This window comes from Kribbella sancticallisti, assembly GCF_039530625.1.
Taxonomy (GTDB): Bacteria; Actinomycetota; Actinomycetes; order Propionibacteriales; family Kribbellaceae; genus Kribbella; species Kribbella sancticallisti.
Genome location: NZ_BAAAOS010000055.1, coordinates 1 through 16,468, shown reverse-complemented (window position 1 = coordinate 16,468; position 16,468 = coordinate 1). Strand labels below are relative to the sequence as shown.

The window sequence follows — 16,468 nt, the reverse complement described above, 5'->3', positions numbered from 1 at the left end:
ATGCGTCGTCGTCCGAAGATTCTCGCCGCACTGGCCGCGGTAGCGCTGCCCATGACAGTGGTCGGCGTGTCGTCCGGCGGTCCGCCCCCAGCGGCCGCTGCCACCCCCTCGCCGTCCGGCGTCGCCGCCGAGGCCTTCCGTGCCGCCTCAGCGCAGTACGGCGTACCGGAGGCTGTGCTGCTCGCCGTGTCGTACGCCGAGTCCCGGTGGGATGACCACCAGGGCAAGTCGAGCACGTCTGGTGGCTACGGGCCTATGCACCTGACGGCGGTGAACCCCTCGACGTCTGTGGACCTGTCGGGTGGTCCCAAGCAGGTGAAGGCCGAGTCGCTGAACACGCTCTACACCGCCGCCAAGCTGACCGGCCTCGATCCGGTCGCGCTGCGGAACGACACCGCCGCCAACATCGCCGGTGGCGCCGCACTGCTGGCCGACTACCAGCGCTCGCTCAAGCTTCCGGTAGGCGCCGACACCTCCGCAGCGGACTGGTACGGCGCAGTGAGCACGTACGCCGGGGCCACCGATCGCACTAGCGCCGCAGCCTTCGCCGACGACGTCTACACGATCCTGGCGAAGGGCGCTGCCCGTACTACGAACACCGGCCAGCAACTCGTCATGCCTGCTTTGAAGGTGACGCCGGCCAAGGCCCAGCTGGCTCGTACCGCGCTGCCGGCCGGTCCTGCTCGTGTCACGGCCGCAGAGAGTGCCGAGTGCCCCAAGCAACTCGCGTGTGAGTGGCTGCCCGCGCCGTACCAGGTGACTGCTCCGGGTGACTACGGCAACCATGACCTGGCGGACCGGCCCAAGACCGGCAAGATCGACTACATCATCGTTCACGACACCGAGGGCGGCTGGCAGGGCACCCTCAACCTGGTGCAGGACCCGACGTACGTGAGCTGGCAGTACACGATGCGCTCGTCCGACGGCTACACCTGGCAGCACGTGAAGTCCGACGACGTCGCCTGGCACGCGGGCAACTGGTACGTGAACATGCACAGCATCGGGATCGAGCACGAGGGCATCGCGGCCCAGGGTGCGACCTGGTACACCGAGGCGCTCTACCGCAACTCCGCCCGGCTGGTCCGCTACCTGGCCGCCAAGAACAACATCCCGCTGGACCGGGCCCACATCATCGGCCACGACCAGATCCCCGGCACGCTGCCGACGACCGTCGCGGGCATGCACTGGGATCCGGGACCGTACTGGGACTGGGAGCGTTACTTCGACCTGCTGGAGGCGCCGATCTACGGGCACAGCGTCTTCCCGGTCAAGGCCGGCTCCATCGTGACGATCAAGCCCGGCTTCGCCGACAACGTGCAGGTCATCACCGGCTGCAACAGCGACGGCACCTGTACTCCGCAGGGCTCGAACTTCGTCTACCTCCGGCAGGCTCCGGACGACGCCGCTCCGCTGGTGAAGGACCTCGGGCTGCGGCCTGGTTCGAGCGCCAGCACCACGCAGGTGTCGGACATCGGGGCACGTGCGGCAGCCGGTGCGCAGTACGTGGTGGCTGAGCGGTCAGGGGACTGGGTCGCCGTTTGGTACCTGGGTGCCAAGGGCTGGTTCAAGAGCCCTGCCTCGGCTCCGGACGCCTTTGCCAAGCCGGGCCTCGTGGTGAAGCCCAAGCCGGGCAAGACGACTGTGCCGGTCTATGGGCGGGCCTACCCGGAGCAGGCCGCCTACCCGGCGACCATTCCGTACCAGACCGTCACGCCGCTGCAGTACACGATCGGTGAGGGCCAGGCCTACCCGGTAGGCGACGCCAGCATCGAGACCGACTACTACCGAGCGGTGACGTTCGACGGCGTTCCTCCGAACGACCACGTCCAGGTGCTCGGCAAGGACCGCTACTACCAGATCTGGTTCGGGCACCGGATGGCCTACGTCCGTGCGGCTGACGTGGATCTGAAGCCGGCCTTCTAACCTGTACGCGTGACCTCAGCCGAAGCCGTCCAGCCGTTGCTGGACGGCTTCGCGCTTTCTCTGCGCGAGATCCTGCCCGTACGTGCCGTGTGGGTGCATGGATCGCTTGTCCTGGGGGACTACCAGGTCGGCCGCAGCGACCTAGATCTCGTCGCCGTGCTCGATGCCCCGATCGCAGACCCTGCTCCGTTGCTGGAGCTGCATCGCTCGCTGGAGAAGGCGAATCCGCTCGCCGACAAACTGCATTGCAGCTATCTGCGGGTCGATCAGCTCGCCGACGCAACCCTGCGCCACCCGACCTGGGCCCAACGCCGGTACTTCGACCGCCCGGTCACCGCGGTCACCCGGCGCGAACTGGCCCTTGCCGACCACGCGCTCTTCGGTCCGCCGCCCTCTTCTTTGCTACCGGCAACAACCGACGAGGAGCTGGCCGCCTTCGTCCGCGACGACCTGGAACACTTCTGGCTCCCTGTGACCCTCAAGCGAAGGCCTTGGTACACCGATGTCTGGGTCGACCACGGTCCGATCGTCGTGGCCCGCGCCGGTGTGACGTTGCGCGAAGGCCGGCTGATCACCAAGCGGGCCGCGCTGGACCTGCTGCCGTCGCTGGGCTTCCCCACCGCCGTGGTCACCGACATCGAGCAACGCCGCTACGGAACTCCCAGCGCCACGTCACCCCTCTGGCGAGTCAGGCGCGGCAACGCGGCCCGCGCTTTCGTCCGCACCCAGATCCGCGAGCTGGTCGGCTGACGCCGCGGTCAGGTGTGCCTTTGGAGGAGGTGCACCTTGACCTCTTCGCCGGCCTCGCTCTTGCCGATCGCCTTGCACAGCGCTGCCCGCAGCGGCAGCCAGTGCGGGCCTTTGCCCGACGGCATCAGCGTCGCGTCGAACGGATGCCCGTCGATCGTCCCGCTCACCTTCACCGCCCGCCGCGTCTCCAGCAGTTCAGCGGAGCCGGGCACGGTCAGATACGTGGCGAACGACCCGTCCTTCTCCAGCTCAGCGGTGAACTCGGCATCCAGCGGTCCAGAGACCTTCATCTGTCGTCTCCCATCGATCGGCCCCTGGTGGGGCGGTCGACAGGTAGGACTCTTGCCGGGCGCCGAAATCATCGCAGCGCTCAGTTGACGGTGACCGGGGTGCCGTTGGTGACGCGAAGCAGCTCCGCATACGTGGTGGGGAAAACCGAGTGGGGGATGCCCGCCGCGGCCCAGACCACGGCGTACTGGTCGAGCGCGGTGTCGACGAGGGTTCGCACCGGGCCCGGATGTCCGACCGGCGCGACCCCGCCGATCGACTGGCCGGTGTGCTCCTTGACGAATTCGGGCTTCGCGCGGCGGAGCTTGCCGATGCCGAGCTCGGCGGCCAGCTTCGCGGTGTCCACCCGGTGCGCGCCGGAGGTGAGGATGAGAACGGGCGCGCCGTCGCCGTCGAAGATCAGGCTGTTCGCGATCGCGCCGACCTCGCAGCCGAGCTCCGCCGCCGCGGCCGCCGCCGTCGGGACCGCCTCGTCCAGGATCCGGATCTCGCCGGTCGCGCCGGCCGCCGCCAGGGCGTCGGCGACCAGCTTCACGTTGGGATGAGTGCTCACGTTTCGAAACCCTACTTCTCGTAGATACCGATCAACTTCCGGTACGCACTGGGATTGCTGAGCAGATCGGTGTTGTCGGTGAACTGGTCGATCGAGCCGACCCGCGCGAGCTCCGTCAGTCGCGGCTCCCGCACCTTCGCCATCAGGGCCGCCACGAACCGGTCCGCACCGATCACCAGCGCCGGCCGGTCGTGGAACTGCCTGGGCTCGGGATCCAGGGCCTCGGTGATCCCGAGCGCGTTGTGCCGCCGCGCCACCTTCCCGTACGCCGTCACGAGGGCGCGCTCGCGATCCACCAGCTTGTCCGCGCCGACCACCTCCGCCAGGTCGTGGTCCAGCCCGTCCGCGTGGTCGAGCCGGGCGAACGCAGTACCGAGCCATTTTGTGTACGGCGCGTAGGTGCGGTCCATCAGCAGGGCCAGTCGCATCAGGTCGCGGGTCAGGCGTGCTGCGACGACACGCGAGCCGAGCTCATCCCCGACCTCGGCCGTGCGCTGCACGAACGCCTCTTCATGCTCGATCCGGGACCACTGGCAGGCGAGCATCCAGGTCCACAGGTCGTCGGGGTACCAGTTCAGGGCGTCGCGGATGGGTTGCAGTCGGCCGTCATCGGCGTACACGCGGCCAGCGGTGATGCCCAGCAGCTTCTGCTGTGGCGTGATCAACCAGTCCGCGAGCGACAGGTCTGCGGTGCTGAGGCCCACGTCGTCCTGCAGCCACGCCTCGACCGTGGTCACGGTGATGTGGTGGACCGGCTCCTGGATGTCGGAGCCGAAGCGCACGGGATGTCCGCGGCACTCGCCGGGGAGGCCGTTATCGATGGCCCTGGCGACTCTGCCGACCTCGTCTGCATCGACGAAGATATGCAGTCGCGGGCCCCAGCCGTGGTCCATCGACCGGGCCGTGTCGTAGCCGAGGACGTCGGAGCCCCAGCCCAGCAGGCCTGCCGCGTGCGGAGTTCCGGCCACCAGCGGGTGGATCACTTCGTCGTGGAAGCCCGCGCTGAGGTCTCGCGCGGAGACGAAGTCTGCTGCCATGCGGCCGACCCTAGTTCGCGCGGTCGGCCGCTCACATCCGGTTTTCCTCAGGCCTTCGTCAGTTCGGCGGCGCCGAAGGAGACGTTGAAACGGTCGCACCAGATCGACACGCTGCGGAAGGCGGCGAGGTCGAGGCCGGCCGGGATGGCGTAGTTCTGGTTGCCGCGGTTGCCCTTGAGATCACCGAGGTTGCGGTACTTGCCGTCGTCGAAGACGTGCCAGCCGGCCTTGCCTTCGAGCACTCGGGCGTCGGTCAGCCAGACCTTCAGATCGGGGCCGTCGGAGGTGTCGAGGCCTTCCAGCCGCAGCAGCCGCGAGCCGTCGGGCAGGCGGACGATCGACACCGTGCCGGCGGTGCCGTGCTCGTGGCTGATGAAGGTGCCGGTGGCGAGCCGTACAGGTCCGGCCTGCGTCTGCGGAGGTTTGGAGGTCTGTGGCGGCGTGGCGGACGTCGTGGGTGCGGGCGCCGAGGGGGTGGCCGTGGGCTCGCCGGAAATTGTCGGTGGCGGCGACGAGGATGTGGTCATGGAGATCGGATCGGTGCCCGGCAGCGCCTCGTCGACGACCTTGTCGGTGACGAGCCGCCAGGGCTGGAACAGCGGCAGCGCGACGGCCGCGACCACGGCGGCGACCGCCACCGCGGCGACGACCAGGGTGCGGCGGGTGGGTGCGGGCATCGATCTCCTCCAGTCGGTCGGCCCGGACCGTCGGCTGTTCGGCGGGCCGATCCGGGCGATGGGATCAGTCTGGCCGCGGCAGGGCCGCGAGCGGGCCGTTCCAGCCTTACGGCCCGTTGACGTTTGTCGGCGGCCAGGGTTACGCTTCCAGTGTTCGAACAGATGTTCGATTGCCGAAGCTCCGGGCTCGTCGGGAGACCGGTGGCAGGCGATCGGCACAACTGAAGGACTTCGGTGCGGAGTTGCGGCCGCATCGAAAACCAGTGGTCCCGGTGGGCCGGGCGCCGTGGTGGACCTCGACCCCCACCTGGCGCTCACCCACCGGGCCGCTGACCAGGGGAAGAAGTTCGTGCACAGGAGGCGAGGCAGCATGTGGGAGTTCGACGAAGCCGTTGAGGTGCGTTCAGGCGTCGTGGACGGCATCGCGACTCCAGAGCAGTTCCTGTGGCGCGGCCGGTTGTGGCGGGTGTGCTCGATCGAGGCGCAGTGGGTGGAGACCGCGGCCTGGTGGGAGCGCGGCGTGATCGGCTCCGGCGTCGGCGCGGCGACCGCGACGGCTGTCGCGGGTTCCTCCGCGGCCGTCGGAGTGCTGGACGCCGACTGGGGACCGCAGCGGGCGGTCTTCCGGGTAGAGGCGGGGTGCGGCCGGCACGGTCGGCGGGAGATGTTCGATCTCGCGCACGACCCGGACTCCGGACGCTGGCAGTTGGAGAGGGTGACGGACCGATGACAGTTTCCCCGGTGTCCCCGGCGGCCGCAGGCTCGGCCAGCCGCGATCTTTCCCGGGCCCGCGCCGCGCTGGCCGAGGCCCGCGAGGCCGACGACCACCTGATCCGCTACTCGAGCGCCCACGTGGCAGCGCTACGGATCGCCGCCGCGGTCCTCGCCGTCCGGGCCCGCCCGGTGCGCTCAGGCCCGCGCCGCCGCGTCCAGCGCAACGCCTGGGTCCTCCTCTCCGAGGTGGCCCCCGAGTTCGGCGAATGGGCTAGCTTCTTCGCCGCCGGCGCCACCCAACGTGCCGCCGCCGAAGCAGGCCTGGAACGAGCCGTCACCACCCGCGAGGCCGACGACCTGGTCCGCGCCGTAGAAACCTTCTACGCCCTGGTCGAGTCCAGCCTCCACCTAGCCCCCCACCAGGCAGTCCTCCCCGACGCCTCCAACCCCCAATCAGTCCTAGCCCAACCCTGGATGCAAGCCAGCTGACGAGTTCTTCCGCGACGGCTTGATCCTCCGGTGCCTTCGCCCGGCTGGTGACCCCACGAAAATTCCGTCTGATCGCCACACAAAGAATGCTGAACACCGACCAACCGCGGCCCTCCGGCGCGGGTTGGTACCTCCTCGGCCGAGCGGATGGCGAGGTGGGGAGTGGGTGGGAAGTAGGGTGTGGTCGCAGCGGATGGTGGAGTCGAGGAGGGCATTCTGATGGTCGACCGACGTCGACGCTCGGTACGTACGGCGCTGGTCGCCGAGGCGCTGCGGGTGGCGCTTGCGGGACGGGCGCGGATCGACCCGGGAGTAGGTCTCGACATCGTCGACCTCGGTGGTGGCACCGGTGGGTTCGCGGTACCGCTGGCCGTCGAGGGGCACCGCGTCACCGTGGTCGACCCCAGCCCCGACGCTCTTGCCTCGCTGGAGCGACGGGCGAGTGATGAGGGCGTGAGCAAACTCGTCCGCGGCGTCCAGGGCGACGCCGCCGAACTCCCCGGGCTGGCGGGGGAGTCGAGTGCTGACGCCGTTCTCTGCCACGGAGTCCTCGAGGTCGTCGACGACCCCGCCCAGGCGCTGCAGGCAATGGCGTCAGTACTACGAGAAGGCGGCGTGCTGAGCCTGTTGGTTGCCCAACGCAACGCTGTGGTCCTGGCCCGCGCGTTAGCGGGTCACTTGGCCGAGGCGCGCGTCGCGCTGCAGGACGCCGACGGCCGCTGGGGTCCAGCCGACCCGATGCCCCGCCGCTTCGACGAGGCCGGCATCATCGCGCAACTCGCCGAAGCCGGCTTCATGGTCCACACCGTCCACGGCGTCCGCACCTTCGCCGACCTGGTCCCCGCCGCCGTAGTCGACTCCGAACCAGGCGCCCCAGAAGCCCTAGCCGAACTAGAACGCGCCGCCAGCCAACACCCGGCCTTCCGAGCCATGGCCCCCCAACTCCACATCCTCGCCACCCGCTAAACCACCCGGCACCAACCACCACCGGCACCGCCGCCACGCTCACCTCCGGCAGCGCCGTCACGGGCACCTCCGGCAGTTTGCCGTTGGTGCTCGACAGCCGCAGTGCGATTCGCCTCATACGCCGGCGTCTGGGCCGACGGCGAGCTGGTGTGCCCACCGGTCAGCTCGCTCCGCCTTCGGAGACTGAAGCGCGTAGTACAGAGTGCTTTGCGGAGGTTTGGTGGTGTTGCGGGCGCTGGGGTGTTTGGTGCTTGGTGGGCGCCGCCTTCGACGGGCGAGATGAAGGTTGTGCAAATGGTGGTTACTGGCTGTGGTGGGTGAGGTGCCGGGAGGTTGCGACACGCCGGGGAAGGTGCTGGTGGGAGGTGGAAAACGGGACTGTTCAGCGTGGTTACAGGGTGGAGTTGCCGGACCGTGACGCGCGGGACAGGCGGTCAGGGTTTCGTGGACCGCATGGGCGGCCTAGACTGGACTCGGCCTATCGAGATCGCGCTCACCATGGAGGGATCGACGGTGCCCCTCTCGGAAGAAGAGCAGCGCCAGTTCGAGCAGCTCGAACGTGCCCTCGCTGCGGAAGACCCGAAGTTCGTCTCCGCCATGCGAGGGACAAATGTGCGCTTGTACTACAAGCGCCGGGCAGTGCTTGCCGGCGTTGGATTCGTGCTGGGCATCGTCGTATTGATGACCGGCGCGATCATCCCGAACACCATCATCGGAGTCATCGGCTTCGTGGTGATGGTTGCCTGTCTCTACATCGCTGCGCTGAGCATGAAGCGGATCAGCAACGCCAGTGATGGTGACGACATGCCGCCGCCTCCGCCGCCGTCCAAGAAGCACCGGACCAAGCACGACTCGTCCGGCAGTTTCATGGAGCGGATGGAGGACCGCTGGCGTCGCCGCCGCGACGAAGACATCTGAGCACCCAGCCGGCCCCGTTCGGCTGAGAACCCCCGAACCACACCCACGCCACGAGCCGGGTGTGGTTCTGCTTTGTACTCCACCCGCTGCCGCTGCCGCTGCCGCTGCCGCTGCCGCTGCCGCTGCCGCTGCCGCTGCCGCTGCTACGGGCGCCGGGCGATGAGCACCACCGGCGCAGTCGCCAACGCGCTGGCGCGCTTCCGGGGGAGCGCCGGCGTTGGCGGGGCTGCGGTCGGGCAGGGGAGCGCAGCTGCGTGGTGCTGGTGGTGACTTCGGTTTCTGTTGGTTGCGTTGGCCTGCGGCAAGGGCCGTGGACGTGAAGAACCGCCGCCCGCGGAGTACTCCGGGCGGCGGTTCCTATGTGCGGCTAGCTGGTTGGGCGGCTGCTCCGGTTAGGCAGTAGGGCTGAGCGGATTCGGGCCAGCAAGAGGTCGAACTCGTCCAACAGATCCGTGGCCTCTGCGCTGCCTCGGTTCAGGTACCAGCGCCAGGACGGGGGCATCAGGCGGGCTCGCCAGCGGCGGGTTAGCTTGGCTTGGCTCCATAGGGCCTTGCGGACTGCTTCTGCTTCTGTGCGAAGGTCTAGGTCCGCGGACAAACCGGCGTACCGGGTTGATTCGATGCCTCGGGCCAGGCGGAGAGCCTGGGGCGCGTTGTCGGCGGGGACCTTTGTGACCAGCCACTCGCCGAGTTGGCGTGGGGTGGCGGTTTCCGACCAGTCGAGGCCGACGTCGCGTGCGGTGTCGCGGACCTCCGCCCACAGACCTTCGACACCGAGCCGACCCGGCGGCCGGGCGAAACGCCGGCGGCGGGTCAGCGTGCGGACCAGCCACGGGACGCCGAGCAGCAGGATGACTCCGGCGCTGATGCCGATCGCCTTGCCGCCGCCGTTGGTGAACCAGTTGCCGCCGTTGACCGGGCCGAGGCCGGTTTCGTCGGGCAGGTTGCGCGGGCCCAGCGGCCCGGCGGTGCTGGGGCTGTCGGTGGCGCCCGGGTTGGTCGGTGCCGTGCTGGGAACGGTGGTCGGGGTGTTGGTGCCCGGTGCGACCGGGGAGGTCCAGTTCGGGGTGGTCGCGACCCGGGCCGACGGGGTCGGCTCGAACCGGACCCAGCCGACTCCGGAGAAGAACAGTTCGGGCCAGGCATGCATGTCGTGCATCCGCACGACGCGCTCGCCGTCCTCGCCCGGCTGGCCGGGGAGGAATCCGATCGCGACCCGGGCGGGGATGCCGAGGATGCGCGCCATCAACGCCATGCCGGTGGCGAACTGTTCGCAGTACCCGGTCTTGTTATCGAGCAGGAACTGGTTCAGCGCCCGCATCCCGCTCTGGCCGCTGGTCGCCGTGCTGTAGGTGAACTCGCCGGAGCGGAACCAGTCCTGCAGCTTGCTGGCCATCACGAGATGGTTGCCGTTGGAGCCGGCGGTGACCTCGTTCGCCTTCTCCCTGATCCCTCGGGGAGTCCGGCCCGGCACCTGACTGGTGTACTGGTCGGGCTCGCCGCCGGGGACGCTGTCGTTCAGTTGCTGCGAGGTCGGCTTCAGTTCGTACGCCGTGAGGCTGTAGTCCTGGCCGCCGACGACCTGGCCGTTGGAGGAGACCACGTCCAGCGCGGTCCCGTCGTACCGCCAGTTCTTCTTCAGCGAGATCGACCGCAGCGGATACGGCACCGGGGCGAACTGGGAACGGAAGTTCCGGCTGACCTCGACCTTCAACTTGGTCTGCGGGACCTGGCTCAGGTCGCCGGTGAATCCCGGCGGCGGACTGAGCGCGTCGTCGCCGATCCTGCGGCCCTCTGTGCGCGGGGAAATCCGCCAGGTGTTGCCGTCGAACAGGTCGAGCGCGGTCAGCCGCAAGTACGTGCCGTCGGCCGGGCCGCCGGTGTAGGTGAGGGCGGTGACGTTGTCGCCGCGCTTCAGGTTCTTGCCCATGTCCAGCATGGGGTCGCTTGCCGTGATCGTCGCGCCGATGCCGGTACCGGTCCCACTGCCGGCCAGGCCGTTCCCGATCACTCCTTCGGGCAGCGAGGGCAGCAGCGCGGGAAGCAGCGCGGCCAGGGCGACAACGGTGAGGCCGATCCGGCGGCCGGCCTGACCGAGCGCCGAGGCCTCGATCGGCTCCGCCGCGTCCAGATGCGAGACGCCAGAGATGCGGCGTCCCCACCGGCTGAGCCTGGTCCGTCCTTCGGCCGACAGCAGCACGATGTAGCCAACGGCCGGCGGGATGAACAGCAGCGCCGGCAGCCCGCCGTGCACGGTCGCGGCGGGCACCGTGTACATCGTCAGCAACAGCAGACCGGCCCAGGCCGCCTGACGAAGCTGTACTGCGACCACGTGGATCAGCAGTCCGGCAGCAGCGATCACAGCAGACGCGAACAACGTCAGGTGCTCGTCCTGCGGCAGGGGAGCGCTGAAGCGGTTGATCGAGTCCATCGCGTTGACCATCTGGTCGTTGAACGCGATGACGGTCTCGCGCCACGGCACCACGCCGTACCGCAGGGTCTCCCGCAGGAAGCCCAGCGAGATCAGCTCGACCAGGACGGCGAGCTGGACCACCGGTACGACGAAGCGCGGGGCGCGCCAGTTCTGCAGCAGGATCCCGACTCCGGTGACCGCCGCGCACAGGAAAGCGCTGATGAAGAGGAAGCCGCCGGAGAACACCGGGGTGAGCACCAGTGCGCCCAGCACCGTCGCGACCCAGGCCGCGATCGAGATCCTCACGTGGCCGGTCATCGGGCCACCCGACCTTGCCCGGCCATTGGCACAGTCATGCGATCCTTCCGCTCCGTAGTCCCAGGGTGGACCACACGGTGGGGAGATGGTCTCCGCGCTGCACTCTGGCGACCCGCCAGCCGTTGCGGCGCAGTTCGTTCTCGGTCGCTTCGGTCTGGGCGGCCAGCCGGGCGGCCTTCTCGGTTCCTTCCGCACCTACTGCCCAGCTTGCCGCATCGAGCAAGAGGGCCACGCCGGTCGCCTGGCTGGTGCGCCAGCGGTTCAGCGAGGTGATGTCGTCGGAGTTGCAGGCGCCGATGATCGCGACCACCAGGCTCGGCTCCTGGATGTGCCGGTCGACGGTCAGCAGCGGGCCGATCTCGGAGTACTTGTGCTCTTCCACCGTCGCGCACTCCGTCAGCAACTGCTGGCTGGTGAGCGGCTGGTGGACAGCGGTGGAACTGCGGTGACTGATTGCCGACAGGGTGGTCGGGCCACCCAGGAAGGTGGTCACGTAGCCACGGCGAATCCGGTCCGCGCCGACCGAGGCGGCCGCGCTGACGGCCCACTCGAGGCTGGACGACGGACCGTGCCCGTGGTGCGACATGGTGCGCGCGTCGAGGAAGATCGCGCACCTGCTCTGCCAGGGCTGCTCCTCGCGGCGGACCATCAGCGAACCGCGGCGCGCCGTCGACCGCCAGTGCACCCGGCGCAGGTCGTCGCCGTCGCGGTACTCCCGGACGGTCGCGTCCTCTTCACCGGCGGAGGCGATCGCGCGCGGCCGGTTCTCGCCGGAGCCGGCCCGGTCCGCGCCGAGCCGAACCTCGGGCAGTTGGTACACCCGCGGCGTCACGAGCAGGTGCTGGCTACGGGTGAAGGTGCGACTGGTCTCCACCAGCCCGAACGGGTCGGCCACAGTCAGCATCAACGGGCCGACCTGGAACAGGCCGCGCACATCCGACTTCACCGGATAAGTGACCGTACGCCGCCAGTTGGGGCTGACGCGGTCGACCACGAACCGCGGCCGGTGGCCCAGTACATAAGGAATGCGGTCTTCCAGCAGCAGGAGTCCTGCGGGCATGCGGCCCTGGTTGGTCAGGGCCAGCTCGACCGTGGCCTGGGTGCCGACCGGCACCTGGTCCGGAGCGAGGCTGCGCCTGACCTGCAGGCGCAGCCGGGTCCGGCCGACGACCAGCGCCGCCACGACCGGCAGCGCGATCAGGAGGATGCCGACGCGCAGCAGGTCCTTCTGACCGAGCAGCAACGCACACAAGGAAGCAGTGATACCGGCTGCGACGAACGCCCGCCCCCGGGTGGTCAGTCCGCGCAGTGCCTGCCGCATGTCTCAGTCCCGACGTGTGCGGGGCAGCGGCACCGAGGCCACGAGCCCGGAGATGATGTCGGCAGATCCACGCCCGCCCAGGTGCGCCTCGGCGGCCGGGAGTACGCGGTGGGCAAGTACCGGTACGGCGAGCTCCTGGATGTCGTCCGGCAGCACGAACTCCCGCGAGTCGAGCGCGGCAGCGGCCCGGGCGGCCCGGATCAGGTGCAGCGTGGCTCGCGGGCTGGCGCCCAGCCGCAGCTCCTGCGAACGCCGGGTGGCGCCGACCAGGGCGACGGCGTACTCCTTCACCGACTCCGACACGTGCACCGAGTGCACGGTCTTCACCAGCCGAAGGATCTGCTGCCCGTCGGTGACCGGCTGGAGGGTGTCCAGCGGCTCGGCGGCGGCGTGCCCGTCGAGCATCCGCAGCTCGGCGGCCGGCTCCGGGTAGCCCATCGACAGCCGGGCCATGAAGCGGTCGCGCTGGGCCTCGGGGAGGGGATAGGTGCCCTCCATCTCGATCGGGTTCTGGGTCGCGATGACCATGAACGGCGCCTCGAGCTGGTACGTCGTGGTGTCGACGGTGACCTGGCGCTCCTCCATCGACTCCAGCAGCGCGGCCTGGGTCTTCGGCGAGGCGCGGTTGATCTCGTCACCGACGACGATGTTCGCGAACACCGCGCCGGGCTTGAACTCGAAGTCGCGGACCTCCTGGTTGAAGACCGACACGCCGGTGATGTCCGACGGCAGCAGGTCCGGCGTGAACTGGATCCGGCGCACGGTGCAGTCGATGGACCGGGCCAGTGCCTTGGCCAGCATCGTCTTGCCGACGCCCGGCACGTCCTCGATCAGTAGATGTCCTTCGGCCAGCAGCACGGTGACGGCTACTTCGACCACATCGGGTTTGCCCTCGATCACAGTCTCGATGGCTTGGCGGACCCGTCCCGCCACCTCTGTCAGCTCGTCGAAATCCATGGCCGAGCTGGTCGCGGTGGTGCTCACCCTTGGTCCTCCCCATTGGTTGATGGCCGAATCATTCTGACCCGGCCCAGGGGTCGGGCCTAGATCTCCGCGCGTTTCGTTACCAGTCGTTTCGGAGTTCATGGAAAACGCCCTCACCCGCAGTTGCCGATTTGTGACCTCCAGCGTACGGGGGAGCGAAACGGGCCCAATTTGGTTGACGGTGGGGCAAAGTGGAGTAAGGTGGAGCGCAGTGGTACTGAAATGGTGGACAACAAGCTCGACCTGAGACGGAGAGTCCGCAACGGGGAGGTGGAGCGTGTTCCTCGGAACTCACTTCCCCAAGCTCGACGACAAGGGCCGGCTGTTTCTACCTGCCAAGTTCCGCGAAGAACTTGCCGAGGGTCTGGTGATCACCCGCGGACAGGAGCGGTCGCTGTTCGTGTGGCCCGAAAGCGAGTTCGTCCAACTGACCGAGCAGCTGAAGCAGGCGCCGATCACGAACAAGGGCGCCCGCGACTACCTGCGGATGTTGTTCGCCGGAGCCTCCAACGAGGTGCCGGACAAGCAAGGCCGGGTCACCATCCCGCCGATGCTGCGCGATTACGCCGGACTGGATCGCGACTGCGTCGTCATCGGGGCGATGAACAGGGTGGAGATCTGGAACACGGAGAACTGGAAGAGGTACTCCGCGGAGCAGGAGCAGGCATTCGCCGACCTGTCCGAGGAGGTCCTGCCCGGCATCTTCTGAGCACAGCGGAGCAGTACAGGACCGAGCACGACCTGCGAGCGCACCGGGCGTCCGGTGAGATCACGGGTCCGACTTCCGACCTGGGTGTTGGCGCCACTTCCCCGGCGCCAAGACCGCAGGTACTTCCCCGGAGGGCGTACCCGCGATCTGACCGGACGACTTTCGCACCCGCGGAGCTCGGCCGGCTGCTCCACTTCGCTCCACCGGACGGTCCAACCGGCCTTCCACACCGCACCACCCCGCCCCCGCACGAGCACGACCGGCAGTCGCAACACAGCTGGACAGCAGTCGAGAACCCGCGGGGGCAGGGTCGCTCCCGCGGCTATGGAAGGGTCGAGATGGACGGTGCAGAGCGAGGTGCGCAGGGACGCCATGTCCCCGTCATGCTCGATCGCGTCGTCGCCCTTCTGGCTCCCGCGCTCCAGCACCCCGGTGCCGTTCTCGTCGATGCCACGCTCGGTCTGGGGGGACACGCCGAGGCGTTCCTGGAGCAGTGCCCGCAGGCCCGCCTGATCGGGCTCGACCGCGACCCCGAGGCGCTCCGCCTGGCCGGCGCGCGACTGGCGCCGTACGCCGAACGGATCACCCTCGTGCACGCCGTGTACGACGAACTGCCGCGCGTGCTCGAGGACCTCGGCATCCCCGCGATCGACGGCATCCTCTTCGACCTGGGCGTGTCCTCGATGCAGTTGGACGAGGCCGACCGCGGCTTCGCCTACGCGCAGGACGCGCCGCTGGACATGCGGATGGACAGCACCGCGCCGACGACGGCCGCCGACATCCTGAACACCTACAGCGCGGCCGACCTGGCCCGGATCCTGTTCCAGTACGGCGAGGAGAAGTTCTCCCGCCGGATCGCGGACCGGATCGTCAAGGCCCGCGAGGTCGAGCCGTTCACGACCAGCGCCCGGCTGTCCGAACTGGTCCGCGACGCGATCCCGCAGGCGGCCCGCCGGACCGGGGGACACCCGGCCAAGCGGACCTTCCAGGCGCTGCGGATCGAGGTCAACGGCGAGCTCGAGGTACTGCGGCGCGCCCTGCCCGCCGCGGTTGCGTCGCTCGCGCTGCACGGCCGGATCGTGATCATGAGCTACCAGTCGCTGGAAGACCGGATCGCCAAGCAGACACTGGCGGCCGCGACCAAGTCCGACGTGCCCGACGACCTGCCGGTGATTCCGGCCGGTCACGAGCCGTATCTGAAGCTGCTGACGCGGGGTGCCGAGCGCCCGACCGACGAGGAGCTGGCGGAGAACCCGCGCTCCGCCTCGGTCCGGGTTCGGGCGGCCGAACGCGTTCGCGAGAAGGGCTTGGTGGCCTGATGAGCACAGTGTTCAGTCCGTCGAAGGCGCGCGTCACGCCGGCGCCGGCGGTCAAGGCGGAGCCGAAGCTCAGAGTCGTCTACGGCGCGCCGTTCCGGCCGCCGCGGATGCCGTTCGTCATCTTCGTGGTGGCGCTGCTCGCGGCCGGCCTGGTCGGCCTGCTGCTGCTCAACACCGAGCTGCAGCGGGGCACGTTCGAGGTGACGAAGCTGAACGCGCAGGCCAACCAGTTGCGCGACCAGCAGGAGCAGTTGGAGCGGCAGGTCCGCACGCTCGAGTCGCCGCAGAACCTGGCCGACCGCTCGCTGAAGATGGGCATGGTGCCGAACCCGAACCCGGTGTTCCTGCGGCTGTCCGACGGTCGGGTGCTCGGCGTGCCCGCGGAGGGCAAGGCCGGAACCGGTACGGCGATGTTCGGGCCGGGAACGCCGACCGGGCTGACGCCGTCCACTCCGGTGGTTCCCAAGCCGCCGGTCAAGCCGGCAGTGAAGCCGGCGGTGAAGACGCCCGTGAAGCCGCCGGTGGCCACGAACAAGCCGGTGACGCCGAAGCCGGGGGCGACCACCAAGCCGCCCGCGAACACGCGGGCCTCGACAGGGGCGCAGGCGAACACGACAACCGGGGGATGAGCGGATGACGGACAGACGGGACAACGAACCGCCACGCAGGCGTGGCGGTGAGCCGGACCGGGGAGACCCGCGCCGGAAGAACCCGTCTCGCCGTCCGTCCGCTACGGACAGCACCCGCTCCGGTGCTCAGCGTCCCAGCAAGCCACGCACCGGCGAAGGCCGCAAGCCCCCAGGCGAAGCCAAGAAGGCGGCTCCCCGCGGCAACGCCCGCAAGCCCCCACCCGCCGACGAGCCCCGCAAAGCTCCCTGGGCCCGCATACCCCGCGCAGACGACGCCCGCGCAGGCGAACCACGGCCCCGCAAAGCAGCCGGACCCCGCAAGGCCACGGGAGAGCCTCGCAAGTCCGCAGCTGGAGGACGGAAGACAAGCGAAGCCGGCAAGACGGGTGCCAGAGGCGCCGCGCCGCGCAAGAGCGCTGGCGATTCGCCGCGCCGCGGCGGCGCCGGCGCGCCGGCGAAG

At 69.3% G+C, this 16,468-nt stretch carries 16 protein-coding genes and 1 pseudogene; 10 read left to right on the top strand and 7 right to left on the bottom strand.

Annotated features, from left to right (window positions below; all coding sequences use genetic code 11):
- Both ABD255_RS34305 and ABD255_RS34300 read left to right on the top strand, forming a co-directional pair.
- On the top strand, nucleotides 1-1,923 hold the full coding sequence (locus ABD255_RS34305) for an N-acetylmuramoyl-L-alanine amidase (protein WP_344220934.1): 1,923 nt from the start codon (nucleotides 1-3) through the stop codon (nucleotides 1,921-1,923).
- Nucleotides 1,924-1,932: 9 nt separating this feature from the next.
- The gene (locus ABD255_RS34300) at nucleotides 1,933-2,673 is read left to right on the top strand and encodes a nucleotidyltransferase domain-containing protein (RefSeq protein ID WP_344220933.1); all 741 of its coding nucleotides are present in this window, start codon (nucleotides 1,933-1,935) and stop codon (nucleotides 2,671-2,673) included.
- Nucleotides 2,674-2,681: 8 nt separating this feature from the next.
- Here the strand turns inward: ABD255_RS34300 and ABD255_RS34295 are convergent, their stop codons facing one another.
- From ABD255_RS34295 to ABD255_RS34280, 4 genes are all read right to left on the bottom strand, one after another.
- Nucleotides 2,682-2,963, bottom strand: coding sequence for a DUF1905 domain-containing protein (locus ABD255_RS34295; RefSeq protein WP_344220932.1), 282 nt, complete (start codon nucleotides 2,961-2,963; stop codon nucleotides 2,682-2,684).
- Nucleotides 2,964-3,043: 80 nt separating this feature from the next.
- On the bottom strand, nucleotides 3,044-3,514 hold the full coding sequence (locus tag ABD255_RS34290) for a YbaK/EbsC family protein (RefSeq protein ID WP_344220931.1): 471 nt from the start codon (nucleotides 3,512-3,514) through the stop codon (nucleotides 3,044-3,046).
- An 11-nt stretch (nucleotides 3,515-3,525) separates the two neighbouring features.
- Nucleotides 3,526-4,551 (bottom strand): DUF4037 domain-containing protein, encoded by a 1,026-nt coding sequence (locus ABD255_RS34285; RefSeq protein ID WP_344220930.1) that lies wholly within the window; start codon nucleotides 4,549-4,551, stop codon nucleotides 3,526-3,528.
- Between the two features lie 47 nt (nucleotides 4,552-4,598).
- Nucleotides 4,599-5,228, bottom strand: coding sequence for a DM13 domain-containing protein (locus ABD255_RS34280; protein WP_344220928.1), 630 nt, complete (start codon nucleotides 5,226-5,228; stop codon nucleotides 4,599-4,601).
- 289 nt (nucleotides 5,229-5,517) lie between these two features.
- Here ABD255_RS34280 and ABD255_RS34275 point away from each other — a divergent pair, with 289 nt between their 5' ends.
- From ABD255_RS34275 to ABD255_RS34260, 4 genes are all read left to right on the top strand, one after another.
- A complete protein-coding gene (locus tag ABD255_RS34275) occupies nucleotides 5,518-5,958 on the top strand; it encodes a DUF6504 family protein (protein ID WP_344220927.1) in 441 nt (146 codons plus the stop codon).
- Nucleotides 5,955-6,431: an SAV_6107 family HEPN domain-containing protein gene (locus ABD255_RS34270; protein WP_344220926.1), complete on the top strand. Its 477-nt coding sequence runs from the start codon at nucleotides 5,955-5,957 to the stop codon at nucleotides 6,429-6,431. The genes ABD255_RS34275 and ABD255_RS34270 overlap by 4 nt, the downstream gene beginning before the upstream one ends.
- A 219-nt stretch (nucleotides 6,432-6,650) precedes the next feature.
- Nucleotides 6,651-7,397 (top strand): class I SAM-dependent methyltransferase, encoded by a 747-nt coding sequence (locus tag ABD255_RS34265; RefSeq protein WP_344220925.1) that lies wholly within the window; start codon nucleotides 6,651-6,653, stop codon nucleotides 7,395-7,397.
- Nucleotides 7,398-7,811: 414 nt separating this feature from the next.
- The gene (locus ABD255_RS34260) at nucleotides 7,812-8,315 is read left to right on the top strand and encodes a DUF3040 domain-containing protein (protein WP_344220924.1); all 504 of its coding nucleotides are present in this window, start codon (nucleotides 7,812-7,814) and stop codon (nucleotides 8,313-8,315) included.
- Between the two features lie 367 nt (nucleotides 8,316-8,682).
- On the opposite strand, the gene ABD255_RS34255 is transcribed toward ABD255_RS34260, so the two are convergent.
- Genes ABD255_RS34255 through ABD255_RS34245 form a run of 3 tightly spaced genes read right to left on the bottom strand, consistent with a single transcriptional unit; the run spans nucleotide 8,683 to nucleotide 13,324 of the window.
- Nucleotides 8,683-11,046: a transglutaminase TgpA family protein gene (locus ABD255_RS34255; RefSeq protein ID WP_344220923.1), complete on the bottom strand. Its 2,364-nt coding sequence runs from the start codon at nucleotides 11,044-11,046 to the stop codon at nucleotides 8,683-8,685.
- Nucleotides 11,047-11,080: 34 nt separating this feature from the next.
- Nucleotides 11,081-12,367, bottom strand: coding sequence for a DUF58 domain-containing protein (locus ABD255_RS34250; RefSeq protein WP_344220922.1), 1,287 nt, complete (start codon nucleotides 12,365-12,367; stop codon nucleotides 11,081-11,083).
- A gap of 3 nt (nucleotides 12,368-12,370) precedes the next feature.
- Nucleotides 12,371-13,324, bottom strand: a complete 954-nt coding sequence (locus ABD255_RS34245; RefSeq protein ID WP_344221043.1) for an AAA family ATPase — start codon at nucleotides 13,322-13,324, stop codon at nucleotides 12,371-12,373.
- A 304-nt stretch (nucleotides 13,325-13,628) separates the two neighbouring features.
- On the opposite strand from ABD255_RS34245, the gene mraZ reads away from it, so the two are divergent.
- From mraZ to ABD255_RS34225, 4 genes and pseudogenes are all read left to right on the top strand, one after another.
- Nucleotides 13,629-14,060 carry a division/cell wall cluster transcriptional repressor MraZ gene (gene mraZ / locus ABD255_RS34240; RefSeq protein ID WP_344220921.1) on the top strand — a complete coding sequence of 144 codons (432 nt, stop codon included), beginning with the start codon at nucleotides 13,629-13,631 and terminating at the stop codon, nucleotides 14,058-14,060.
- A 338-nt stretch (nucleotides 14,061-14,398) separates the two neighbouring features.
- Nucleotides 14,399-15,379, top strand: a complete 981-nt coding sequence (gene rsmH, locus ABD255_RS34235) for a 16S rRNA (cytosine(1402)-N(4))-methyltransferase RsmH (RefSeq protein WP_344220920.1) — start codon at nucleotides 14,399-14,401, stop codon at nucleotides 15,377-15,379.
- Complete coding sequence (gene ftsL / locus ABD255_RS34230) at nucleotides 15,379-16,008, top strand: cell division protein FtsL (RefSeq protein WP_344220919.1); 630 nt, start codon at nucleotides 15,379-15,381, stop codon at nucleotides 16,006-16,008. Before rsmH ends, ftsL begins: the two co-directional genes overlap by 1 nt.
- Before the next feature lie 4 nt (nucleotides 16,009-16,012).
- Nucleotides 16,013-16,468 (top strand): annotated as a pseudogene (locus tag ABD255_RS34225) (hypothetical protein); the annotation flags it as partial.